23 protein-coding genes, 1 other RNA gene and 1 riboswitch are annotated in these 19,749 nt (G+C 61.4%); of the genes, 11 read left to right on the top strand and 13 right to left on the bottom strand.

Annotated elements, in window-relative coordinates; translation table 11 throughout:
- Positions 1 to 25 precede the first annotated feature (25 nt).
- On the top strand, positions 26 to 1,600 hold the full coding sequence (locus AZSI13_RS07095) for an AAA family ATPase (protein WP_109040480.1): 1,575 nt from the start codon (positions 26 to 28) through the stop codon (positions 1,598 to 1,600).
- Between the two features lie 6 nt (positions 1,601 to 1,606).
- On the opposite strand, the gene AZSI13_RS07100 is transcribed toward AZSI13_RS07095, so the two are convergent.
- Genes AZSI13_RS07100 through AZSI13_RS07120 form a run of 5 tightly spaced genes read right to left on the bottom strand, consistent with a single transcriptional unit; the run spans position 1,607 to position 4,067 of the window.
- Positions 1,607 to 1,876, bottom strand: coding sequence for a hypothetical protein (locus tag AZSI13_RS07100; RefSeq protein WP_066918456.1), 270 nt, complete (start codon positions 1,874 to 1,876; stop codon positions 1,607 to 1,609).
- Entirely contained in the window at positions 1,863 to 2,339 is a 477-nt protein-coding gene (locus AZSI13_RS07105; protein ID WP_023446985.1) for a putative molybdenum carrier protein, read from the bottom strand. The genes AZSI13_RS07100 and AZSI13_RS07105 overlap by 14 nt, the downstream gene beginning before the upstream one ends.
- Positions 2,336 to 2,752, bottom strand: coding sequence for a hypothetical protein (locus AZSI13_RS07110; protein WP_109040481.1), 417 nt, complete (start codon positions 2,750 to 2,752; stop codon positions 2,336 to 2,338). Before AZSI13_RS07110 ends, AZSI13_RS07105 begins: the two co-directional genes overlap by 4 nt.
- Positions 2,749 to 3,393: a hypothetical protein gene (locus AZSI13_RS07115; protein ID WP_109040482.1), complete on the bottom strand. Its 645-nt coding sequence runs from the start codon at positions 3,391 to 3,393 to the stop codon at positions 2,749 to 2,751. The genes AZSI13_RS07110 and AZSI13_RS07115 overlap by 4 nt, the downstream gene beginning before the upstream one ends.
- Positions 3,394 to 3,410: 17 nt before the next feature.
- On the bottom strand, positions 3,411 to 4,067 hold the full coding sequence (locus tag AZSI13_RS07120; RefSeq protein WP_109040483.1) for a hypothetical protein: 657 nt from the start codon (positions 4,065 to 4,067) through the stop codon (positions 3,411 to 3,413).
- Positions 4,068 to 4,210: 143 nt separating this feature from the next.
- Here AZSI13_RS07120 and AZSI13_RS07125 point away from each other — a divergent pair, with 143 nt between their 5' ends.
- The 3 genes from AZSI13_RS07125 (at position 4,211) to AZSI13_RS07135 (ending at position 6,155) form a co-directional block, all read left to right on the top strand.
- Positions 4,211 to 4,450, top strand: coding sequence for a helix-turn-helix domain-containing protein (locus AZSI13_RS07125; protein WP_011806687.1), 240 nt, complete (start codon positions 4,211 to 4,213; stop codon positions 4,448 to 4,450).
- 464 nt (positions 4,451 to 4,914) lie between these two features.
- Positions 4,915 to 5,133 (top strand): AlpA family phage regulatory protein, encoded by a 219-nt coding sequence (locus AZSI13_RS07130; RefSeq protein ID WP_069953367.1) that lies wholly within the window; start codon positions 4,915 to 4,917, stop codon positions 5,131 to 5,133.
- Positions 5,085 to 6,155: a replication protein RepA gene (locus tag AZSI13_RS07135; protein ID WP_235609704.1), complete on the top strand. Its 1,071-nt coding sequence runs from the start codon at positions 5,085 to 5,087 to the stop codon at positions 6,153 to 6,155. The genes AZSI13_RS07130 and AZSI13_RS07135 overlap by 49 nt, the downstream gene beginning before the upstream one ends.
- Position 6,156: 1 nt before the next feature.
- Here the strand turns inward: AZSI13_RS07135 and AZSI13_RS17245 are convergent, their stop codons facing one another.
- The 6 genes from AZSI13_RS17245 to AZSI13_RS07165 form a co-directional block, all read right to left on the bottom strand.
- Complete coding sequence (locus AZSI13_RS17245; protein ID WP_133247278.1) at positions 6,157 to 6,966, bottom strand: hypothetical protein; 810 nt, start codon at positions 6,964 to 6,966, stop codon at positions 6,157 to 6,159.
- Positions 6,932 to 8,170: an integrase arm-type DNA-binding domain-containing protein gene (locus AZSI13_RS07145; protein WP_104455504.1), complete on the bottom strand. Its 1,239-nt coding sequence runs from the start codon at positions 8,168 to 8,170 to the stop codon at positions 6,932 to 6,934. Before AZSI13_RS07145 ends, AZSI13_RS17245 begins: the two co-directional genes overlap by 35 nt.
- 217 nt (positions 8,171 to 8,387) lie before the next feature.
- On the bottom strand, positions 8,388 to 9,479 hold the full coding sequence (gene ychF / locus AZSI13_RS07150) for a redox-regulated ATPase YchF (RefSeq protein ID WP_109040485.1): 1,092 nt from the start codon (positions 9,477 to 9,479) through the stop codon (positions 8,388 to 8,390).
- 128 nt (positions 9,480 to 9,607) lie between these two features.
- Complete coding sequence (locus tag AZSI13_RS07155) at positions 9,608 to 10,378, bottom strand: ABC transporter ATP-binding protein (RefSeq protein ID WP_109040486.1); 771 nt, start codon at positions 10,376 to 10,378, stop codon at positions 9,608 to 9,610.
- Positions 10,375 to 11,355, bottom strand: coding sequence for an iron ABC transporter permease (locus tag AZSI13_RS07160; RefSeq protein WP_109040487.1), 981 nt, complete (start codon positions 11,353 to 11,355; stop codon positions 10,375 to 10,377). The genes AZSI13_RS07155 and AZSI13_RS07160 overlap by 4 nt, the downstream gene beginning before the upstream one ends.
- A gap of 6 nt (positions 11,356 to 11,361) precedes the next feature.
- Positions 11,362 to 13,278: a TonB-dependent receptor gene (locus AZSI13_RS07165; protein ID WP_109040488.1), complete on the bottom strand. Its 1,917-nt coding sequence runs from the start codon at positions 13,276 to 13,278 to the stop codon at positions 11,362 to 11,364.
- A gap of 109 nt (positions 13,279 to 13,387) precedes the next feature.
- Positions 13,388 to 13,597: riboswitch (cobalamin riboswitch) on the bottom strand.
- A 154-nt stretch (positions 13,598 to 13,751) separates the two neighbouring features.
- On the opposite strand from AZSI13_RS07165, the gene AZSI13_RS07170 reads away from it, so the two are divergent.
- From AZSI13_RS07170 to AZSI13_RS07200, 7 genes are all read left to right on the top strand, one after another.
- Entirely contained in the window at positions 13,752 to 13,943 is a 192-nt protein-coding gene (locus AZSI13_RS07170) for a hypothetical protein (RefSeq protein ID WP_235609705.1), read from the top strand.
- Positions 13,940 to 14,284 (top strand): cell division protein ZapA, encoded by a 345-nt coding sequence (locus AZSI13_RS07175; protein ID WP_109040490.1) that lies wholly within the window; start codon positions 13,940 to 13,942, stop codon positions 14,282 to 14,284. The genes AZSI13_RS07170 and AZSI13_RS07175 overlap by 4 nt, the downstream gene beginning before the upstream one ends.
- Positions 14,285 to 14,320: 36 nt before the next feature.
- Positions 14,321 to 14,500: non-coding RNA, 6S RNA (ssrS, locus tag AZSI13_RS07180), on the top strand.
- 64 nt (positions 14,501 to 14,564) lie between these two features.
- Entirely contained in the window at positions 14,565 to 15,035 is a 471-nt protein-coding gene (locus tag AZSI13_RS07185) for an EVE domain-containing protein (RefSeq protein ID WP_109040491.1), read from the top strand.
- Entirely contained in the window at positions 15,025 to 15,828 is an 804-nt protein-coding gene (locus AZSI13_RS07190) for a sulfite exporter TauE/SafE family protein (protein WP_109040492.1), read from the top strand. Before AZSI13_RS07185 ends, AZSI13_RS07190 begins: the two co-directional genes overlap by 11 nt.
- A 221-nt stretch (positions 15,829 to 16,049) precedes the next feature.
- Positions 16,050 to 16,370, top strand: coding sequence for a DUF485 domain-containing protein (locus tag AZSI13_RS07195; RefSeq protein ID WP_109040493.1), 321 nt, complete (start codon positions 16,050 to 16,052; stop codon positions 16,368 to 16,370).
- Complete coding sequence (locus tag AZSI13_RS07200; RefSeq protein ID WP_109040494.1) at positions 16,370 to 18,046, top strand: cation acetate symporter; 1,677 nt, start codon at positions 16,370 to 16,372, stop codon at positions 18,044 to 18,046. The genes AZSI13_RS07195 and AZSI13_RS07200 overlap by 1 nt, the downstream gene beginning before the upstream one ends.
- A gap of 95 nt (positions 18,047 to 18,141) precedes the next feature.
- Here AZSI13_RS07200 and AZSI13_RS07205 read toward each other — a convergent pair whose 3' ends face one another.
- Both AZSI13_RS07205 and AZSI13_RS07210 read right to left on the bottom strand, forming a co-directional pair.
- Positions 18,142 to 18,918 carry an enoyl-CoA hydratase/isomerase family protein gene (locus AZSI13_RS07205; RefSeq protein WP_109040495.1) on the bottom strand — a complete coding sequence of 259 codons (777 nt, stop codon included), beginning with the start codon at positions 18,916 to 18,918 and terminating at the stop codon, positions 18,142 to 18,144.
- Between the two features lie 98 nt (positions 18,919 to 19,016).
- Complete coding sequence (locus AZSI13_RS07210) at positions 19,017 to 19,673, bottom strand: GntR family transcriptional regulator (protein ID WP_109040496.1); 657 nt, start codon at positions 19,671 to 19,673, stop codon at positions 19,017 to 19,019.
- Positions 19,674 to 19,749 lie beyond the last annotated feature (76 nt).

Raw genomic sequence — 19,749 nt, forward strand, 5'->3', positions numbered from 1 at the left:
TAGTTAGGCTATTTGAGAGGCCATCATGCGTAAGCCAAAGCAAGCCCGTCCGTTGCGCCTGCGGGAATACGAAGCAGCCATTGCTGCACTCAAGGCGCAGCATCCCTGGCTTGCCCGGCAAATCGTCGAACCCGCGCCGGGGCATTTGGCCGTGGTGGCACATCTGTTTGCTCAGCTGGAATACCTGCTGCCACCCGCAGTGCTCGCACGCAAGGGCTCACTGTCGGTGAGCTGCAACCGGGATCGCCTGGCCATTCATTACCAGCCACCGCGACACCACAGCGAACGCGCAGCAGCCGTGTTCGATCTGATTGCCCAGACCAAGCACCTTTCGCTGCAAAAATGCCCCGTTTGCGGTGTACAGGTTGTCGGGGACGGCATCCATCCGCAGCGCTGCCCACAACATGACGGCAGCCAAGGATTGTTTGCCGAAGAAGTGCGCCGCAGTCGCCAGTTCATCGTCGAACAAGGGGTACAGCAGGTAGTGCACGATCTGGGCAAGGTGACGACCGAAGATGTACGCGCCGCCATGGCGGTTGAAGATGAGCCCGTCCCGAGCGAAACCAAACCGGAGCAGGTTCAGAAGCAGCCGACAGAAACCGCTAAATCAGTGCCCTTGCCGAGCATCGTCTTTCTCGATGAAGCTGGCCTGGAGGCGTTCGTGGATCGCCACCGACCGAAAGGCGACGACAAGTTCAAGCGCGCGCAGGCGATGGCGGAGCGGATAAAGCGAGCGGGACATGGTAGCCGCCAGCTGGGCCTGCTGCCCTCGGACTGGAAAACCCTTCTGGATGAGTTCGCGCTGGCTTTTCCAAACTTCCATGAACTGGCCGAGCTGCTGCGTGATCACTTCGCCTTGTCCAGTCTCGGCGATGGCCGGGTGTCCTGGCCTGCCGTGTTGCTGGTCGGCCCGGCGGGCATCGGCAAAACCGAGGCGGCACGCTGGCTTGCCGATCAGCTCGTGCTACCGTTCCGGGTCTTCGACATAGCGAGTACGCAATCAAGTTCGCCGCTCGCCGGTTCCGAATCATTTTGGAGCAATTCCGAGCCAGGCCAGCTCTTTGAGCTGTTGGCCTACCAGCCACTGGCCAACCCGGTGGTGGTGCTCGATGAGCTGGATAAAGCCAGCAACGGGCGACCGCAATACGATCCGCTGGCCGCGCTCTATACGCTTCTGGAACCACGCAGTGCGCGTGATTTCATCGACCTGTCGATCCGTGATTTCTCCATCGACGCCAGTCATGTCAATTGGATGGCGACCGCGAATGAGCTGGAGGCGATTCCGGGGCCGCTGCGCTCACGGCTGACAGTGCTGCACATTCAAGCACCCAAGCCGGAGCAGGTCAGAAGCATTGCGCAGTCGATCTACAACCGGCTCCGCGACGAGTCGAGCTGGGGCAACGCCTTTGCCGATCGACTGGGTGATGATGTCCTGTCCCGTCTGCAAGCCTTGCCGCCGCGCAGTGTGCGCCTGATTCTGCAGCGGGCCTTGGGCTCGGCAGCTCGTGATGGCCGGGGTGTTGTCCAAGTGCAAGACATCAGGCCGCCGGTCGAGATCAACCGCCGTGGCGTTGGCTTTGTCAGCGAGCGCTGGAATTGAGGTTGCTCAGCGTTGTCCGGATAGCCAGGCCGCACCGGCGGCCAGTGCATCGGCCTCGCTGGGGTAAGTGGTCGATGGGCCGCTGATGATGCAGGGCTGGGTTTCGCCGTCGCCTTCCACCGTCCACAGCTCCCAGGTTCCGTCATTTTTCCAGCTAGGGATGGCGGTGTAAGGTTTGTCTTTCAGCGCAGCCAGCGCGGCATCCACTTCGGGGCGAATCTGCAACTCACCCGAGTAGATATAGGGTGTCGCGCAGCGGGCATCAGATCGGCTCATGTTCCTTGCTCCAAAAAAGCTCCAGTAGCGCGCTCGCCTGCAGGTAGATACCGGGGTTGCGTGCTTCACTCGGGCCAGCAATGTTGAGAATAGCGACGGGATGGCTAAGCAACCAGTCTTGCCATGCCGCCAACAGCTCTTCTGCAGGGTCATGCAAATCGCACAGCAGTAGCGGCTTGCCGTGTCCCGTCGCCAGATCGCGAGTGAGCAGGCTGCCACCTTCGATCCTGTCCCGGTAAATGATCAGTGTGGCATCAGCGTCCAGCACATTGCGTTTGGTGCGCTGGCGATAACCGCTGGATTCGGTCTCCATCAACTGGTAGCGAGCATCCAGTACGCCATCAGCGGCCCGTCGGCCTGCCGGGCACCAACCGCCGTGCGGAATCTGCCGGGCAATGGCGAAATCCAGCGCAGCCCGGTCTACGCCGGTCTGGCCGCCGGAGAGGATGCGCTGAATGCTCACCCTTGCTCCGTTGCGGCGACCGTGCAAGTCACTTGAACCTCTGCGCTGGGCTGATCTGCCGAGAGCTGGCCGATGCGCCCGCGCTGGCTGGCAAGCTTCAGTTGCTTGCGCACCTGTTCCAGGCTGCGCTTTTCGATCACTGCGGTATAGCTCGCACCCAATTCACCATCCGGGTCGATGAACAGCTCGATCCGCTTCACCGGCAGGCCGAATGCCGTGAAGCTGCGCGCCGGCGTCAGCGACCAACTGCCGGGAGCATTGGGCGCAATGCCGTCCAGTACGTGCAACGGCAAGGCTTGACGGCATTCCACGGCGGCTACGATGGCTGGCTCGATCCGCAACCAGTGGTTGAGGTCTGGGGCAGTGCCATCCATCAGCACCACCGGCATGGCTGCCAGTAGCAACGCTTTCATCCCTTGATATTCCTGATCCAGAAGCGACGGTCATCGACCGTGAAGTTGGGGTCATAGCCGACCAGCGTCAGCAACGAGCCGACATAGTAAAGGCCGAACTGATTCATCAGCCAGCGCTCCATCGCCGGGTCGCTGGGCAGCTTGCTGTACGGTGGGATCGGCCCATCGCTGCGAACCTGGCCGCTGGTTTTGCCGGAGATGGAAAAGCTCTTCCAGGTCAACACGAAGTTATTTGACTGTTTCGGCAGCTCCGGCGCGCAAAGCGACAGATTGCTGAAGCGCTCGGAGCGCTTGGCGTCGTGCCAGAGCACTGCGTCAAAGCGAATGCAATCACTGGCTTTGAGCGTGAGGCTGCGGGTCAGCGTCATCTGATCAGCCGGAATTTGCAGATTGCTGATCACCACCTTGGGCCACTCCGGGGCGCGACCGTCGGTAGAAAGATTGTGGCGCAAGGCGTTATGCAGTGGAGTGCCCAGCAAGCTGTTGCGGCTTGCCCCGCTTGCGGGCGTAGCCGCTTGCGCCAGACTGGTTCCAATGGATTGTCCCAGTCCGTTCAGGGAATCCAACGCCCCCTGCATGTCGGTTGTGGCGCAGCCCGTCAATACAAAAGGCAGAAGCAGCAAGCTCCGGTAGTGTTTCATCGCAGTTCCTCGCGAGCTTATCCGTTGAAGATGGCATTGAGCCGGGCACACCAGGTTTCCGCCGCCCGACGGCTCATGGGGAAACTGAGCACTGGTCGTTGCGGATCGGCGGTTTGCAGCTCGATGGCGAAGTTTTTGGCGCGTACCGTGCGCTCGAAGGTCGGCACGCTCATGCCGCTGGCGTTGACCTGACGGCTGCCGCCGTTCATCTCCATGCTCTCGACCTCGCGCCAGGTCATCCGCCAACCAAGCAGCCAGGAGAAGTCGTGGATTCGCCAGGTTTCATCCACGATTGAACAGACAGCCAGTTTGCGATGCTGCCGGTCAAACACCAGAAAGGCCGGCGCGGGGTAGCCCAAGAGTTGTCCAGCATCGAATGACAGGCCCTGCTGGGCGTTGATTTTGGCGACAAGGGCCTGACAGCGAGCCTGCAAACGTGCCAGAAAGCGGAAGGACAGCGTGAAGATCGCCAGCGAAATCAGCAGATAGAGCATCAACTCACCGGTCAACAGCCCCCACAGCGATGTCTGTGACAGGCGCGCAGGCCCCACGCCGAACATCGCCAGTACAAGAATCAGTGCAAAACCAGCGGCAGCGAGCCCTGAAAGCCCAGCCACCGGAACAGCCAGCCCCGCAGCCGCTCCCATCCCAGCAGTCTTCCAGACGCTTGCCATACGTCATCACCTCCATGTTGTTACTCATAGAGGTCATTCTATGGCGCTTGCATTCAATTGTCACTTATAGTGCGGGTACTTATCGGGCGTAGCCCTATAGAGGGGGTACTCATAGAGTCATTTCTCTTTAAGAAGAGAGAAATATGGCCCTTGATCCCCGACTACGCTTCGGCCTGAAGCTGATAGAAATCAGAAAGACCAGAGGGTGGTCGCAAGAACGCCTGGCACTGGAAAGTGGCTTGGCGCGCAGCTATCTGGGGGGTGTTGAGCGTGGGCAACGCAACATCGCCTTACTCAACATCTTCAAGCTGGCCGAGGCGCTGGGGGTGGAGCCTTCAGTGCTGCTGGAGGCACCGGCGGCTGGACAGGAACCTGCACCCTAACATCGTAGCGTTACGATGCCAGATAGTTGTCTCCTCAGGCCACATGGTGTAGCACCGTGAGTGCGTGGAGGTGGAGTCGTCTTGCCAATCGCTGACTGCAGGTGGTTGATGCGTCCCAGATTCCGGTTTTTCCACAGAATGCAAGGCTTTTATAGGCTACTCATTTAAAGGAAAAGTACTAAAGGCAAGAACTACAGGTTTTGGGGGGTGCCGATTCAGCATGGTGCAGGGTTCCGATTCGGCACGCTTTCTGGGGGGCTTGGGGTTCCGATTCAGCACGCGACAGGGGTGCCGAATCGGCATGAATAAGTGCGTTATCCACAGGCATATCTGGCTCCTTGCTCACAACCTTTACTGCGCGGCCACGTTGTCGTGCAGGTATTTTTCAAAACTCGTTCTCTCTGATTTTCGTCTCCCGCCACTACTGTCGCCTCATTGGTTATTCAGGTTCAGTGGGGAGCACGATGGACGATCAGCAAGGGCAAGAGGTTGCCATTCTTCGCAGGCCGCAGGTTGAGAAGAGAACCGGCCTTACCAAATCAGGCATCTATTTTCTAATCCGGGAAGGGGACTTTCCTCGCCCTGTACGACTGGGGAAGCGGGCTGTCGGGTGGATTGAGTCGGAGATCACGACTTGGCTGCGCGAGAAGACCAGCCTCCGCTCGATTGTCGTTCGGGGTTGAGTTGTTTCCGTATGCCGAACCCATCCTCCAACAGTGCTCGTCTTGCGCTGGCAGAGCTACGACGGATTGTTTATCCGAATCCCAGTGGTCAAGTAGCGAGGATTGTGCCTTCTGGATGCAGCAAGGAGTGCGTCCTCTCGATTCGTGACCGCAAGCTGCTTGACTCTGCCGCCGACATTGCTCTCGGCTCAACGTCTGAGAACGCGGTGTTCATGCACACAGTTCTCTGCCAAGTTGGCTTGCCGCGCCGTGCTGTTGATGGCACTTCATTTGAGCGGCGATCTGGAGGGGCGGCACTCCTTATCGAGGCTGGGAAACTGTGGGATGGCGAAAAATTTGTGCAGCAGCCGGTTCCGTATGGCGCAAAACCCCGGCTCATACTTGCCTACTTGAATACCTATGCAGTTCGCCATCGAACGAGGGAAATCGATGTGGGGAAAAGTGCGTCGGCATTTCTCAAGATGCTTGGAGTTCAAGCAAATGGGGGAAAAAGAGGCAGCTACACCGAGTTCAAGAAGCAGATGACTGCGCTGGCTGCCTGCAAGATGACTCTGGGATTCAATGCGGGGAATACTCCTACTACACGCTATGCGAAACCGATAAATGAGTTTCAGGCGTGGGCATCGAATGATGGCTGCCAAAACAGGTTATGGCCAAAAAAAATCATCCTATCGCCAGAATACTTTGACGCTCTGGTAACTGATCAGCACGCCGTCCCTATCGACATTCGAGCTTTTCACGCGCTGTCAGGCTCCGCGCTAGCGATGGATATCTATGTCATGCTCGCGGAAAGGCTGCACAGAATATCAGGAGGCAGACCCGTGAGGTTGAATTGGGCAAATTTGCGTGAGCAGTTCGGGCAGGAATATGCGGCCGACGCCAATGGAAAGAAGAACTTCAAGACGAAGTTTTTGAAGGCGCTTGTTTCTGTTTTGGCTGTCTATCCCAAGGCGAGAATCAGTCAGGTTACGGGCGGGATTCTGCTGTTTCCTTCGCCGCCTCCGATCCCCAAGCTGGTATAAATTACGCCTGCCCAAGGCTGATTTCCAGCTCTGGGTAGCGCTTTCTCAGGGTGGCGTATGAAGCCATCAACTTCGCATGTTCACGCTGCTCAATTGCTTCCAGTGCAGAGAAGAAGCTCTGTTTGGCTGCATCGAGCAAGGCAAAGCACTTCCCAGACGGCAAAACCTCACAGAAAGCCTCCCACGCGTTGACCTGCGACCAAAGCGGCATCAAGACCATTTCATGTCTTAGCAAGGCCCTGACGAGTTGTCGGCCACGATTCTGCTCGTCATTGATTCTTGCTGCGTCTTCAAGTGCCTTTTGAATGAGTATCGCAGACCAGCGCTTTACTATTTCCCGCAATAATCCAAAGCTCATGGCTCGGCCATCATGGGGCAGTGCCTTCATCAACGGTCGATTTGGCTCGGAGGGGGGCGGCATTGGTGGCGCGGCTTCCGTCGGTGGCAGCGGCGGAGCCTGAATGCCGAAAGCATCTTCTACCGGTCTTGGAGGGATGGTGTCTTTCTTTCCATGTCTTCCGTACCATGTTCGCCACAGCCTTTTCTCCGTGACGCTGCGATGTCGGTGAGCCACGTAAGCGCGCCATTCTGCACCTGCGTGGTCGCTCCCTAGCAACATTCGCTCCAACTCATACTGAGAAGTTCCCGCCATCGAATTCTCGATATGTCGAAGAACTTCGGCAACCAGCGCTCCGGGTACGCTTTTGTGCAGTCGGCTACGGCCTTCGTTCAATAGGGCCTGCCCATAGCGCAAGCCCTCAAGGAACCGCGCGTCGTCATTTCCCATCATCGTCTGCGCTCTTGATGTCATCAGCAGCTCTCAGATAATCGGCCCATGCCTGCATGATCTCGCGCCGCTCATTCAGCAGCAGGGCCTTGTTGTAAGTAGCTCGCACCTTGTTGCTTTCGACGTGGGCGAGCTGGCGTTCAATGGCATCTGGCCTGAACCCCTGTTCATTGGCCCACGTCGAGAAAGTGGTACGCCAGCAGTGAGGTGTTGTGCGCTCTCCGAGCTTCATGTCACGCATGGCGTAAGTGAGCCTATTCGGCGTCGTGAACCCTTCCCCGCTGCGATGAGGGAAGAGGTAGCGTCCAGCCCCTGTGATTGGTCGCAGGGTTTCCAGCAGTTCCAAAGCCTGCTCTGACAGCGGTGACACGTGGTCGCGGCGTGCTTTCATCTTGGCCGCAGGCCGTCGCCAGAGCTTCGCCTCGATGTCGAACTCGCTCCACTCAGCATCGGCAGCTTCTCCGGGGCGGCAAGCTGTGAATGCGATCAGGCGCAGGCATATAGCGGTCTCGGGATAGCCGCGATAGGCGCGAAGAGCTCGGTAGAAGGCGCGGATTTGATCAGCGGTCAGTACGGCTTTGCTTTTGCTGACCGGAATTTTCAGCAGGCCGCGAAGTCCCGGAATCGGGTTGGAATCGACCAATCCGCGGATAACCGCATACTGGAAAATAGCCGATAGGTCGCCTTTGACGTGGATGCCTGCCCACGCCCCGTGGTCTTCGCACGCTTCTAAGATCGGGCGGATTTCCTTGGGACCGATCTCGGTGATCGGGAGCGTGTCGAGCTTGGGGGACAGGTACTTTCTGATCCGTGATTCCTTCGACCGATAGGAGCCGGGGGTGTAGTCGGGCTTCACCTTGGCCAGATAGGCTGCTGACACCTTGGCGAAGGACAACTCCTGAGCCAGTGCCTCTGCATGCTTTCGCGCTGCTGCGGCTTTGATGTTCCGCTGCCGTTCATCTTTCCGGTGCTGAGAGGGATTGATTCCTTGCTTGACGAGTTCGCGGGCTGCATCTCGGGCCGCTCTGGCTTCAGCAAGGCTTACTTCGGGGTAGGAGCCAATGGCAAAAAGGTTCTCTTTCCCGTCGAGTCGGAACTTCCAGCGCCAGAGCTTGCTACCCGTCTTTTCGACGGAGAGAAAAAGCCCGCCGCCATCGCCGAGTTTGTATCGGTTGGCTGCGGGCTTGGCTGTCCTGATCTTGGCGTCAGAGAGAAGGTCTTTGGGCATCTGGGTATCCTGCTAACGAGCGGGATACCCCCACTCATAACATCACATACCCCGAATCCTACCCCATGTTTTTCTGGAATTCCATGAACTCTACTGAACCACCACTGAACCACCATGAGCAACATGGCATCTCTCAATCCATTGTGCAGCCTAGGAAAATCATGGGCTGCGGCTTGTTGGTTGTTCACCATGGTTCAGTGAGGTTCAGGCGGATAAGTCAGACGTTGAACAGGAAGTTCATCACGTCGCCGTCCTGCACCACGTATTCCTTGCCTTCAGAGCGCATTTTGCCGGCTTCCTTGGCGCCCTGCTCGCCCTTGAAGGCGACGAAGTCGGCGAAGGCGATGGTCTGGGCACGAATGAAGCCGCGCTCGAAGTCGGTGTGGATGACACCGGCCGCCTGGGGGGCGGTGTCGCCCTTGTGGATGGTCCAGGCGCGCACTTCCTTCACCCCGGCGGTGAAGTAGGTCTGCAGGCCGAGCAGGTCATAACCGGCGCGGATGAGACGGTTGAGACCGGGCTCTTCGAGGCCCAGGTCGGCCAGGAAGGCGGCCTTGTCTTCGTCTTCCAGGTCGGCCAGTTCTTCCTCGATCTTGGCGCAGACGGCCACTACCGGGGCGCCTTCCTTGGCGGCGTGCTCGCGCAGGCGATCCAGGTGGGCGTTGTTCTCGAAGCCATCTTCCATGACGTTGCCCACGTACATGGCGGGCTTGATGGTGAGCAGGCAGAGGGGCTTGACGATGGCCTTGTCGTCGTCGGAGAGACCAGCGGTGCGGGCGGGCTTGCCTTCGTTGAGGTGGGGCAGCAGCTTTTCCAGCACCGGGACCAGCTTCTGGGCCTCCTTGTCGCCGGCCTTGGCCTTCTTGCCATCCCGGGATAGGGTGCGTTCCACCACGGCCAGGTCGGCCAGGGCCAGTTCGGTGACGATGGTTTCGATGTCGGCGATGGGGTCCACGCGGCCGGAGACGTGCACCACGTTGGGGTCGTCGAAGCAGCGCACCACGTTCACAATGGCGTCGGTCTCCCGGATGTTGGCCAGGAACTGGTTGCCCAGGCCTTCACCCTTGGAAGCCCCGGCCACCAGACCGGCGATGTCCACGAATTCGACGATGGCCGGCTGGATCTTCTGGGGTTTGACGATCTCGGAGAGGGCCGCCAGGCGGGGATCGGGCACTTCGACGATGCCCACATTGGGCTCGATGGTGCAGAAGGGGTAGTTGGCTGCTTCGATGCCGGCCTTGGTCAGGGCATTGAAGAGGGTGGACTTGCCCACGTTGGGCAGGCCGACGATGCCGCATTTGAGGCTCATGGAATTCCTTTGGTAATCATCGGGGCAATCCGACGCCCGGGGCGGCAGGATGCACGGGAGGGTATTGCGAAAGGGCGATATTGTAATTGGCGCTGGGCCAATGACCAAAACTCCGCGCCAGTCGTGCGTCAGGCGGGGATGAACCAGCGCTCGGCGCCGTCGGCCACGACCTTCAGGGGGTGGCCGTAGAGCTGCGACAGACGGGGGGCGGTGAGCACCTCGGCGACAGGTCCGGCCTCCCAACTGCCATCGCCGTAGAGCAACAGGGCCTGGTCGCAATAGCGGGCGGCAAGGCCCGGCTCGTGCAGCACCATGGCCAGCCCGGCAGCCCCTTCCCGGGCGCGGCGGGCAAGGATTTCCAGAACGGCGATCTGGTGCGAAAGATCAAGATGGGCCAGGGGCTCGTCAAGCAGGTAAAGCTGGGGCGCCTGGGTCAGCAGGGTGGCCAGGGAGAGGCGCTGGCGCTCGCCGCCGGAGAGGGAAGGCGTCTCCCGCTGTTCCATGCCGGCCAGCCCGACTTCGGCCAGGGCTGCCCGGGCCAGGTCGGCATCCGCCTGGCTTTCCCAGTCCCAGCGACCCAGATGGGGGTGGCGGCCGGTCATGGCGGTTTCCAGCACCGTGGAAGAAAACGGGTCGGCCTGGCTCTGGGCCATCCAGCCCCGCTGCTGCGCCGCCGCCCGGGCGCCCCAGCTGGCATAGGTGCGCCCGGCCAGCAGCACCTCGCCATCCTGGGCCGGTCGCAGCCCGGCCAGGGTGCTGAGCAGGGTGGATTTGCCGGCACCGTTGCGGCCGAGAATGGCCAGCCTTTCGCCCGGGGCCAGGCAGAGATCGAGCCGGCGGCAGACCTCCCGCCCACCGATGCCCACCGTCAGCTGCCGCGCTTCCAGCAGGGCCGTCATCGTGGATGCCTCGACAGCAGGAAGAGGAAGACCGGCACCCCGATCAGGGCGGTGAGCACCCCCACCGGCAATTGCAGGGGGCTGACCACGGTACGGGCCAGGGTATCGGCCAGGGTCAGCAGGGTGCCGCCGGCCAGGGCGGCCGCCGGCAGCAGCAGGCGCTGGTCGTTGCCCACCGCCAGGCGCATCAGATGGGGCACGATCAGGCCGATGAAGCCAACGGCTCCGGCGGTGGTCACGGCAGTGGCGGTAGCCAGGGCGGCGATGGCGTAGATCAGGCGGCGCAGGCCGAATACGGCGACGCCCAGGGCCTGGGCCGCCGCCAGGCCACGAGCCAGGAGGTTCATTTCCCGGGCAAAGGGGGCGGCCAGGGCCAGGGCCAGTCCCAGGGCCAGCAGCGAAGGCCACGGGTCGGCTGCCTGGGAAAGATCCCCCATGAGCCAGTACAGCATGTTCTGCAGCTTGCTCTCCGGTGCCAGGGATAGCATCAGGGCCACCAGGGCACCGCAACCGGCAGCGACGATGACCCCGGTAAGGAGCAGCCGGGTCTGGGTCCACGAACCATCGCCGTGGGCCAGGCCGAAGACCAGGAGAATGGCGCCCAGGGCGCCGGAAAAGGCCAGCAGATTAACCCCCAGCACCGGCAGGCCAAGCAGGATGGCGCCCAGGGCACCCACCCCGGCGCCGCCGGAGATGCCCAGTACATAAGGATCGGCCAGGGGGTTGCGCAGTAGCACCTGCATCAACGCACCAGCCACCGCCAGCAGGCCGCCGCAGGCAAAGGCCGCCAGGGCCCGGGGCAGGCGCAGGCTACGCACCACCTCGCCCTGGGCCAGGGTGGTATCTCCGGCCAAGGCCGCCAGGGCATCGGGCAGGCTGACGGAAATGCTCCCCGCCATCAGCGCCGTCACCAGGCTGCCGCCGGCCAGCAAGGCCAGCAGCAGGAGCACGGCGACGGCGCGGCGGCGGGAAGGCATCGGCGTTTAGAACTTGGCCTTGAAGCCCACCAGGGCACTACGGCTGAAGTTCATCGGGTAGATGCTGTCGTTGGCCGTCCAGATGCCGTTCTTGCGATCGAAGAGGTTCTGCACGGTGGCAAACAGTTCCCAACCATTGAGGCGGTAGCGGTAGGCCAGGTTGGTCAGGCTGTAGGCGGACTGGCGCTGGCTGCGGTTGTTGGCGAAATCGCCAATGGCGTAGCTGCTGCTGCGCCAGTTCTGGCTCAGGCTCACTTCCGAACGCTCGGTCAGGGCATAGCTGCCGGAGAGGATCAGGTTGTGATGCGGCACGCCGGGCAGTTCGCGGCCATTGAAGGCACCACCGCCCTGGTTCTCATTGTCGATGAAGGCCCGGGTGTAGGCGTAGTTGGCATTGAGGGAGAGCTGGCGGGTGGCCTGCCAGAACTGCTGTACTTCGACCCCGTACTTGTGGGACTTGTCGATGTTGGTGTTGAAGCTGGTGAGCCAGTTGCCGGTGTTGTAGTAGTAAATCTCGTTGTCCAGGTTGGCGCGGAAGACGGCCAGCTTGAAGCGGTTACCCGGCGCCATGCGGTTGAGGCCGGCAGTCAGGGTGCGGGCCTTGGCCGGTTCGATGAAGGCGTTGAAGGCGCCGCCTACGAAGAAGCGGTCGATATCCGGCGCCTGGAAGGACTGGTTGAGGTTGGCGAAGACGGAATAGAGGTCATTCAGGCGCTGGTTGATGCCCAGGTCCCAGGCATCCAGATCCCGCTCCCGGGACAGCTGGCTGCCACCGTTGGGAGCGTATTCGTAACGCACGTTCTCGCGCCGCAGGCCGGCGGACAGGGTGGTGTCACCCAGGCGGTAGGCGCCCTGGGCGTAATAGGCACGGCTGTTCTTGCGGGTCTGGTCCCAGGCGCCGATGCGGGCACCATCCTGGCTCTGGTAGCCGGCGGTCAGGTCGAAGGACTGGCCGTTGTGCACCAGGGCCACGTCGTTGGTCTCGTTGTCGTAATCCGCCTTGAACATGCCGACATAATCGGAGCGCTTGTCTTCCCGGTTGTGGGAGACCGTCAGCTTGGTGGCGTCGCTGAGGGACCACTCGGCCCCCAGGCGCCACTGGTCGGTGGCAAAAAGCTGGTGGGTGTAGTTGCCGAAGCCGGGCAGGGAGGGGTCGGCGTTGTACTGGGCCTGGGAGAGGGAATTGGCGTAGCGGGTATCGATGCGGGTGCTGGAGGCATCCAGGTTCAGCCACAGATCCCGCACCGGGCGGAACTTGAGGGAGGCCCGCTCGTTGCGCATTTCCGAGGCATCCCGGTGGCCGCTGGCGTCGGCCTGGCTGTAGCCGCCGTGCTTGGCATGGTCGGCACTAACGGAGACACCGTAGTTTTCACCCTGCACGCCGGCGGCGGCATTGAGGCCGAGGACCCCCTGAGTACCGGTGTAGGCACCGACGGACACGCCGGAATAGGGGCGGGTGTGAATCTGGATGGTGCCGGCCATGGCGCCGTCACCGTGAATCACGGAGCCGCTGCCCTTGGTGATTTCGATACGGTCCACGGCGCTCAGGGGAATGGCACCGAGCAGTTGGGGCGTCATATCGATGTTATTCAGACGCTGGCCGTCCAGGGTCACCACGATGTTCTGGTAGCCGACTTCAGTCCCGTAGCCGCGCATGTCCATGGAGGGGGTGAAGCGGTTGCCGAAATTGGGGGCAATATTGACCGAGCTGTGCTGGGCCAGGTAATCGAACAGGCTTTGGGCGCCGGACTTGTCGATCATGTTCCGGGTGTGGACTTCGGAAGCATAGGTGGCATCGGCTTCCGGGTAGGCCACCCGGGTTGCCGTGACCTTGATGGGATCGAGTTCAGCACTCTGGGCACCGGCATGGGCCGCAAACAACAGGCCAAGGGCGGCCGCCAGGGGGGAAAGACGAGGATGCATGAGAAAGGAACTCCCGCGTGTCCGGCGAGCGTCCCCGCACCGCCGGATCAATGACGAAACGGATGAGCAGGGGGGCGGGCAGCTTTGGCCGGCCGCAACCCCGCAGCGCATCCACTGGATTCGTGCAGGCCGGTATCCGGGCTCGGAAGTCTTGATCCATCGCCTTCCCGGGCGATGGCCCAGTGGCATCGATGGATGGATCCACACTTCCTTACCGTTGCGGGGGCAGCACAGGCATTGCGGTGGGGAGCCGCGCACCTGTTTCCCGTTTATCCACGCTGGAGAACTCCTTGGTGGCACCTGGCACGGTGTGCCGCCCCTCAGGGGAGCGACGGGGCGGATGGTAACCGATCAACCAGGGAATGGCGAGGCTCGCACCAGGCCTTGGCAGCACAAAATACCTTCAAAATGAGTGCTTAATCCTTGACCTTACGTGTTTTTCGCCTCTATAGTTCGCGCCTATGAATAAGCAATTGGACGCCCTCGAAAGCAAGGTGGCCCAGGTGGCCGGCCTCTGCCAGACCCTGCGGGCGGAAAACCTGGAACTGCGTGCCCGTCTGGCCAGCGTGGAAGGGGAGCGCCTGCAACTGGCCCAGCGCATGGAGGCGGCCCGTCTCCGCCTTGAGGCCCTGGCCCAGCAACTACCGGAAGAAGGCAAGCCGTGAGCGGTCAATCCACCGAGCCCAACTTTCTCGACGTGGCCATCCTTGGCCGCGAGTACCGGGTGGCCTGCCCCCCCGGCGAACAGACTGCCCTGCTTTCCGCCGTTGCTTATGTAGACGGCAAAATGCAAGAGATCGCTGCCAAGAGCAAGACCGCCGCGGCCGAGCGCGTGGCGGTAATGGCAGCCCTCAATATTGCCCACGAACTTCTCTCCGCCGACACTCCGGCGGCGTCTGCGACGACCGGCCAGACCGGCGTTGACGACGCTGACTTTCGGCGTAGAATCCAAGCCATGGAAACACAGTTGGACATCGCCCTGAAGGGCCAGGAACCCTTGTTCTAAGGAGGTTCCGGAAAGTCCAACGCAGTTTCCGCCGATTGTCCCCTGCGGTGTTCGTCAAGGTCATATATTCCTTGAACCAATGCTAATTGGCATCGGCCGCGAACCACTACTCTGCTGTTGTGCGCGCCCTTCGTCGGGTGCACCTGATGCAGACGGCAAGCGACCACTCTGAACTCAGGTTCAGGATGCCGGCCTAACGGCACAGGCGGGGGCCTTATTCAGCAGCGCGGTGCGAGCAATCCACCGCGCTGTTTTCATTTCCGATAGCCGGATGTAGCCAATGTCCTATTGGTTGATGAAGTCGGAGCCGGACGAGGTGTCCATCAACGACCTGGCCCGCCTTGGGCAGGTACCCTGGTTCGGTGTGCGCAATTACCAGGCCCGGAATTTCATGCGGGACGCCATGCAGGTCGGCGACGGCGTGCTGTTCTACCACTCCAGTTGCGCCACCCCGGGCATTGCCGGGCTGGCCCGGGTGGCCAGTCTCCCCTACCCGGATGCCACCCAGTTCAACCCGGCCAGCCCTTATTTCGACGCCCAAAGCACCCCGGACAGGCCCCGATGGGTGAATGTAGATGTGGCCCATGTCGCCACCACGCCCCTGATCCCCCTCGCCATCTTGCGCCAGTCACCGGCCCTGGCCGGCATGGGCATCCTGCAAAAGGGCAGTCGTCTTTCCATTACCCCGGTTACTGCGGCGGAATGGCAGTTCATTACCCGTAACTTGATGGAGTTGCATGATGTCTTTTGATCTGTGGTGGCTGGCCTACATCCTCCTCGGTCTCTTTGCCGGACTGTTGGCCGGCATGCTGGGCATTGGCGGCGGTGCCGTGATGGTGCCGCTACTGGCCATGATCTTCAGCGCCCAGGCCTTCCCCCACGAGCAGGTTATCCACCTGGCCCTGGGCACCTCCATGGCCATCATCATTTTTACCGCCAGTTCCAGCCTGCGCGCCCATCACCAGCATGGCGCGGTGCTGTGGGATACCCTCCTCGCCTTCACCCCCGGCGTGCTGGTGGGTACGGCCCTGGGCACCCTGATTGCCGCCCGCATTCCGACCCGGGGCCTGGCCATTTTCTTCGCCGTGTTCATTGCCTGCGTTGCCGTGCAGATGGCCCTCAACCTGAAACCCAAGCCGCATCGGGAATTGCCGGGCCGTGCCGGCCTGGGGGCAGCCGGCGGAGTCATCGGCATACTCTCTGCTCTGGTCGCCATCGGCGGCGGCTCCCTCACGGTGCCTTACTTGAGCTGGTGTAACGTACCGGTGCACCGGGCCATTGGCACCTCCGCCGCCCTGGGACTACCCATCGCCTTCTTCGGCACCCTGGGCTACATCTGGAACGGCTGGGACAACCCGGCCCTGCCCGCGTTCAGCCTGGGCTATGTTTATCTGCCGGCGGTCGCCTGGGTCATGGCCGGCAGCGTGGTGGCCGCCCCCTTCGGTGCCCGCCTGGCCCACCGCCTCCCCGTGGCGACCCTGAAGCGCGCCTTTGCCGGAATCCTGGTTTTGCTGGCAGCCAAAATGCTGCACGGCGTGATGTAGTCAAACCCATCAATTCATTGATTTAAATAACAAAGGGGCGTTTGCCCCTTTTTGTTTTGTGCACGAGGACATACGGGCTGGTATGGAATCCCGTAACTGTTATATCATTGCGTAATCCATATGGTGGCAACCACGCAATACGGGGTTACCACCATAGGGAAGAGGGGGAGTCGGCGCATCTCAAGCCGGCCAAACAACTATCAAACTTGAGGAGAACGCTCGTGAGCAGTGCTGCCTACGAACGGATTCGCCAGAATCCGAAGTTCGACAAACTGGTTGCCACCCGCAGCCGCTTTGCCTGGACCCTGTCCGCTGTGGTCCTGGTGCTGTACTACGGCTTCATGTCCATTGTGGCCTTCAATCCCACCCTGCTGGCGTCGCCCCTGGGCGAAGGCCGCATCGCCACCATCGGCTGGCCCATTGCCGCCTGCATGATGGTGCTGTTCTGGGTGATGACCGGCCTGTACGTCTATCGTGCCAACGGCCAGTTCGACCAGATCAATGCCGAGCTGATCAAGGAAGCTTCCAAGGAGGGCCAATAATGCTGCGTAACCTGACCCGCTTCCTGCCCCTGCTGGGCCTGCTGCTGGCCGCCGGCGCCGCTGTTGCCGGCCCTGGCACCGTGGGCGAGGCTGAGAAGCAGCCCCTCAACGTGGCGGCCATTGCCATGTTCGTCGCATTCGTGCTGTCCACCCTGGGCATCACCTACTGGGCCGCCAGCCGGACCAAGTCCACCGCCGACTTCTATACCGCCGGCGGCGGCATCACCGGCTTCCAGAATGGCCTGGCCATCGCCGGCGACTACATGTCTGCCGCCACCCTATTGGGTCTCACCTCCATGGTGTTTGCCAAGGGCTACGATGGTTTCGTGTACATCGTCGGCTTCTTCGTCGGCTGGCCCATCATCCTGTTCCTGATGGCTGAGCGCCTGCGTAACCTGGGCCGCTTCACCTTCGCCGACATCACCTCCTACCGCCTCGACCAGAGCAAGGTACGGACGGTGGCTGCCATCTCCTCCCTGACCGTGGTGCTGTTCTATCTGATCACCCAGATGGTCGGTGCCGGCCAGCTGATCAAGCTGCTCTTCGGTCTGGACTACGAAGTGGCCGTGATCGTCGTCGGGATCCTGATGATGGTGTACGTGACCTTCGGCGGCATGATCGCCACCACCTGGGTGCAAATCATCAAGGCCTGTCTGCTGCTCGGCGGCGGCACCCTGATGATGCTGCTGGCTATGTCTCACTTTGGTTTCAACTTCGAAAACCTGGTGACCAAGGCCACTGAAGTGCACAAGGACGGCACCAAGATCATGGGCCCCGGCTCCCTGCTGGCCGACCCGGTGAACGCCGTGTCCCTGTCCCTGGGCCTGATGTTCGGTACCGCCGGCCTGCCCCACATCCTGATGCGCTTCTTCACCGTGCCGGATGCCAAGGAGGCACGGAAGTCCGTATTCGTGGCCACCGGCTTCATCGGCTTCTTCTTCCTGGTCGTGGTGCTGCTGGGTATGACCGCCATCGTCCTGGTGGGTACCAACCCTGACTTCTACGAAGGCGGCAACGTCGGCGGCAAGATGATCGGCGGCGGCAACATGGTCGCCATGCACCTGGCCAAGTTCGTCGGCGGCAACATCTTCCTCGGCTTCCTTTCTGCCGTGGCCTTCGCCACCATCCTGGCCGTGGTTTCCGGCCTGGCTCTGGCCGGTGCCTCCGCCATCTCCCACGACATCTACGCCAACGTGATCTGCAAGGGCCGCCCCCAGGGTGGTTCCGAGTTGAAGGTGTCCAAGATTGCCTCCATCTTCATTGGCATCGCGGCCATCGGCCTGGGTATCTTGTTCGAGAAGCAAAACCTGGCCTTCATGGTGGGTCTGGCCTTCGGTATCGCGGCTTCCGCCAACTTCCCGGTGCTGATCCTCTCCATGTACTGGAAGGGCCTGACCACCAAGGGCGCCATCGCCGGCACCATCTGCGGACTGACTGCCGCCGTGGTGTTCGTGGTGCTGTCCAAGGCCGTGTGGGTGACCGTGCTGGGCAAGGCCCAGGCGATCTTCCCCTACGACCAGCCGGCCCTGTTCTCCATGCCCCTGGCGTTCCTGGTGGCCTTTGTGGTCTCCAAGCTGGATAACAGCGCCCAAGCCCAGCAGGAAATCGCTGCCTTTGACGACCAGTACGTGCGTGCCCAGACTGGTCTGGGTGCCGCCGGCGCCAGCAACCACTAAGCGCCAGCTGCTGCGTCAGCGCAACAAAAAAGCCCCGGGATTTCCCCGGGGCTTTTTCTTTTCGACTTGTCGTTTTGCCGACGGAATACCCTGCTTCAGCAGGCCTTGAATACGGGCTTTCGCTTGGCCAGGAAAGCATCAAGCCCTTCCTGGTAATCGGCGGTGTCAAGGAAGGCGAAGGAAGCCGCCTTCTCTTCCTGAGCAAGGGGCGCACCGGAAGCCAGACGGCGCATCCACTGCTTGTGCCAGCGAGCCACCAGGGGCGCACCAGCCGCAATACGGCGCGCCGTGGCGCTGACCTCGTCCTCCAGTTGGGCATCAGCCACCACCCGGGTCAGCAGTCCCTTGGCAAAGGCTTCGGCTGCGCCAAGGATGCGCCCTTCCAGGAGAATCTCGGACATTACGGCCGGGCCGGCCAGGGCCAACAGGCCGGACATTTCTCCCGGATACATGGAAAACCCCAGCTTGTTGATGGGAGCGCCAAATTTTGCCCCCTCCCCGGCGATACGCAGGTCGCAGTTGCCGGCGATTTCCAGGCCACCGCCGATACAGGCACCGCGGATCAGGGCCACGGTCGGATGGCGACAATCCCGCACCGCATCCAGGGCGGCCCCGACTTTCTCGTGATAGTGCAGGGCCTGCTCCAGGTTGCGGCGCTTGATCAGGAATTCCTCGATATCGCCACCGGCGGCGAAGGCTTCCCCCTCACCCCGCAACACCACGCAACGCAGGCTCTCATCGGCAGACAGCCGGGCCATGGCTTCGGCCAGATCGCACCACATGGCGTAATTGACGGCGTTGAGCTTGTCGGGGTTGGCAAGGGCGACGGTGGCGATGTCGCCGTCGCGGCTGACGAGGATGCGTCCGGTCATGGCTGTTCTATCCTGGCTTTTATGGGGTGTTGGAGAAAAATGGGGCCGACAAATAAAAAGGGCTGCCAAGGCAGCCCTGCGATTGTAGCGGACCGCGCTCAGCGGGTCGTGGCCTTGGCCATGGCCTCACTGCCCGCGATCAAGTGCTGCTTCATGACCTGCTCGGCCAATTCCGGCTGTTTGGCCTTGATGGCGGCGAGCAGCTCCCGGTGCTCTTCCATGGACTTCTTCAGCCGCCCATCCACCGACAAGGATTGGTATCGGGTCAGCTTCAGCACCTTGCGCAGGTCCTGGATCACCTGCAGCAACCAGCGGTTACCGGTCATCTGCCAGAGTTCCTGGTGAAATTGCTGATTGGCTTCAAAGTAGGCGGGAATGTCGCTGGTAGCAGCGGCCTTTTCGAGGGTGTCCTGAATACTTTCCAGGCGCGCCACATCAGCACCACTGGCCTTCTGGGTGGCCTCGTAGGCACAACGGCCTTCAAGCATGGCAATGATAGGAAAGATTTCCTGGATATCGCCACCGGAAAGCTCGGTCACATAACAGCCACGCCGCGGCTTGAGAGTCACCAGACCTTCGGAGGCCAGCACTTTCAGCGCTTCCCGCAAAGGGGTGCGGGAAATACCGTAATCCTCGGCCAGGGCCTGTTCGTCAATCCAGGTTCCCGGCGGCAACTCGTGGGAAAAGATGCGCTGGCGCAAGCGCTCGGCCACTTCTTCATAGAGGGCGGGCTGGGCGATACGAATGGCATTCATGAACGAGGGTCCAACAAGACAGGCGATATCACGGTGGGAACTTCATACGGTCAGTTCGGGGCGGCGCCATCAGGTC

Origin of the sequence: Azospira sp. I13, from assembly GCF_003112695.1 — a bacterium.
Classification (GTDB): Bacteria; Pseudomonadota; Gammaproteobacteria; order Burkholderiales; family Rhodocyclaceae; genus Azospira.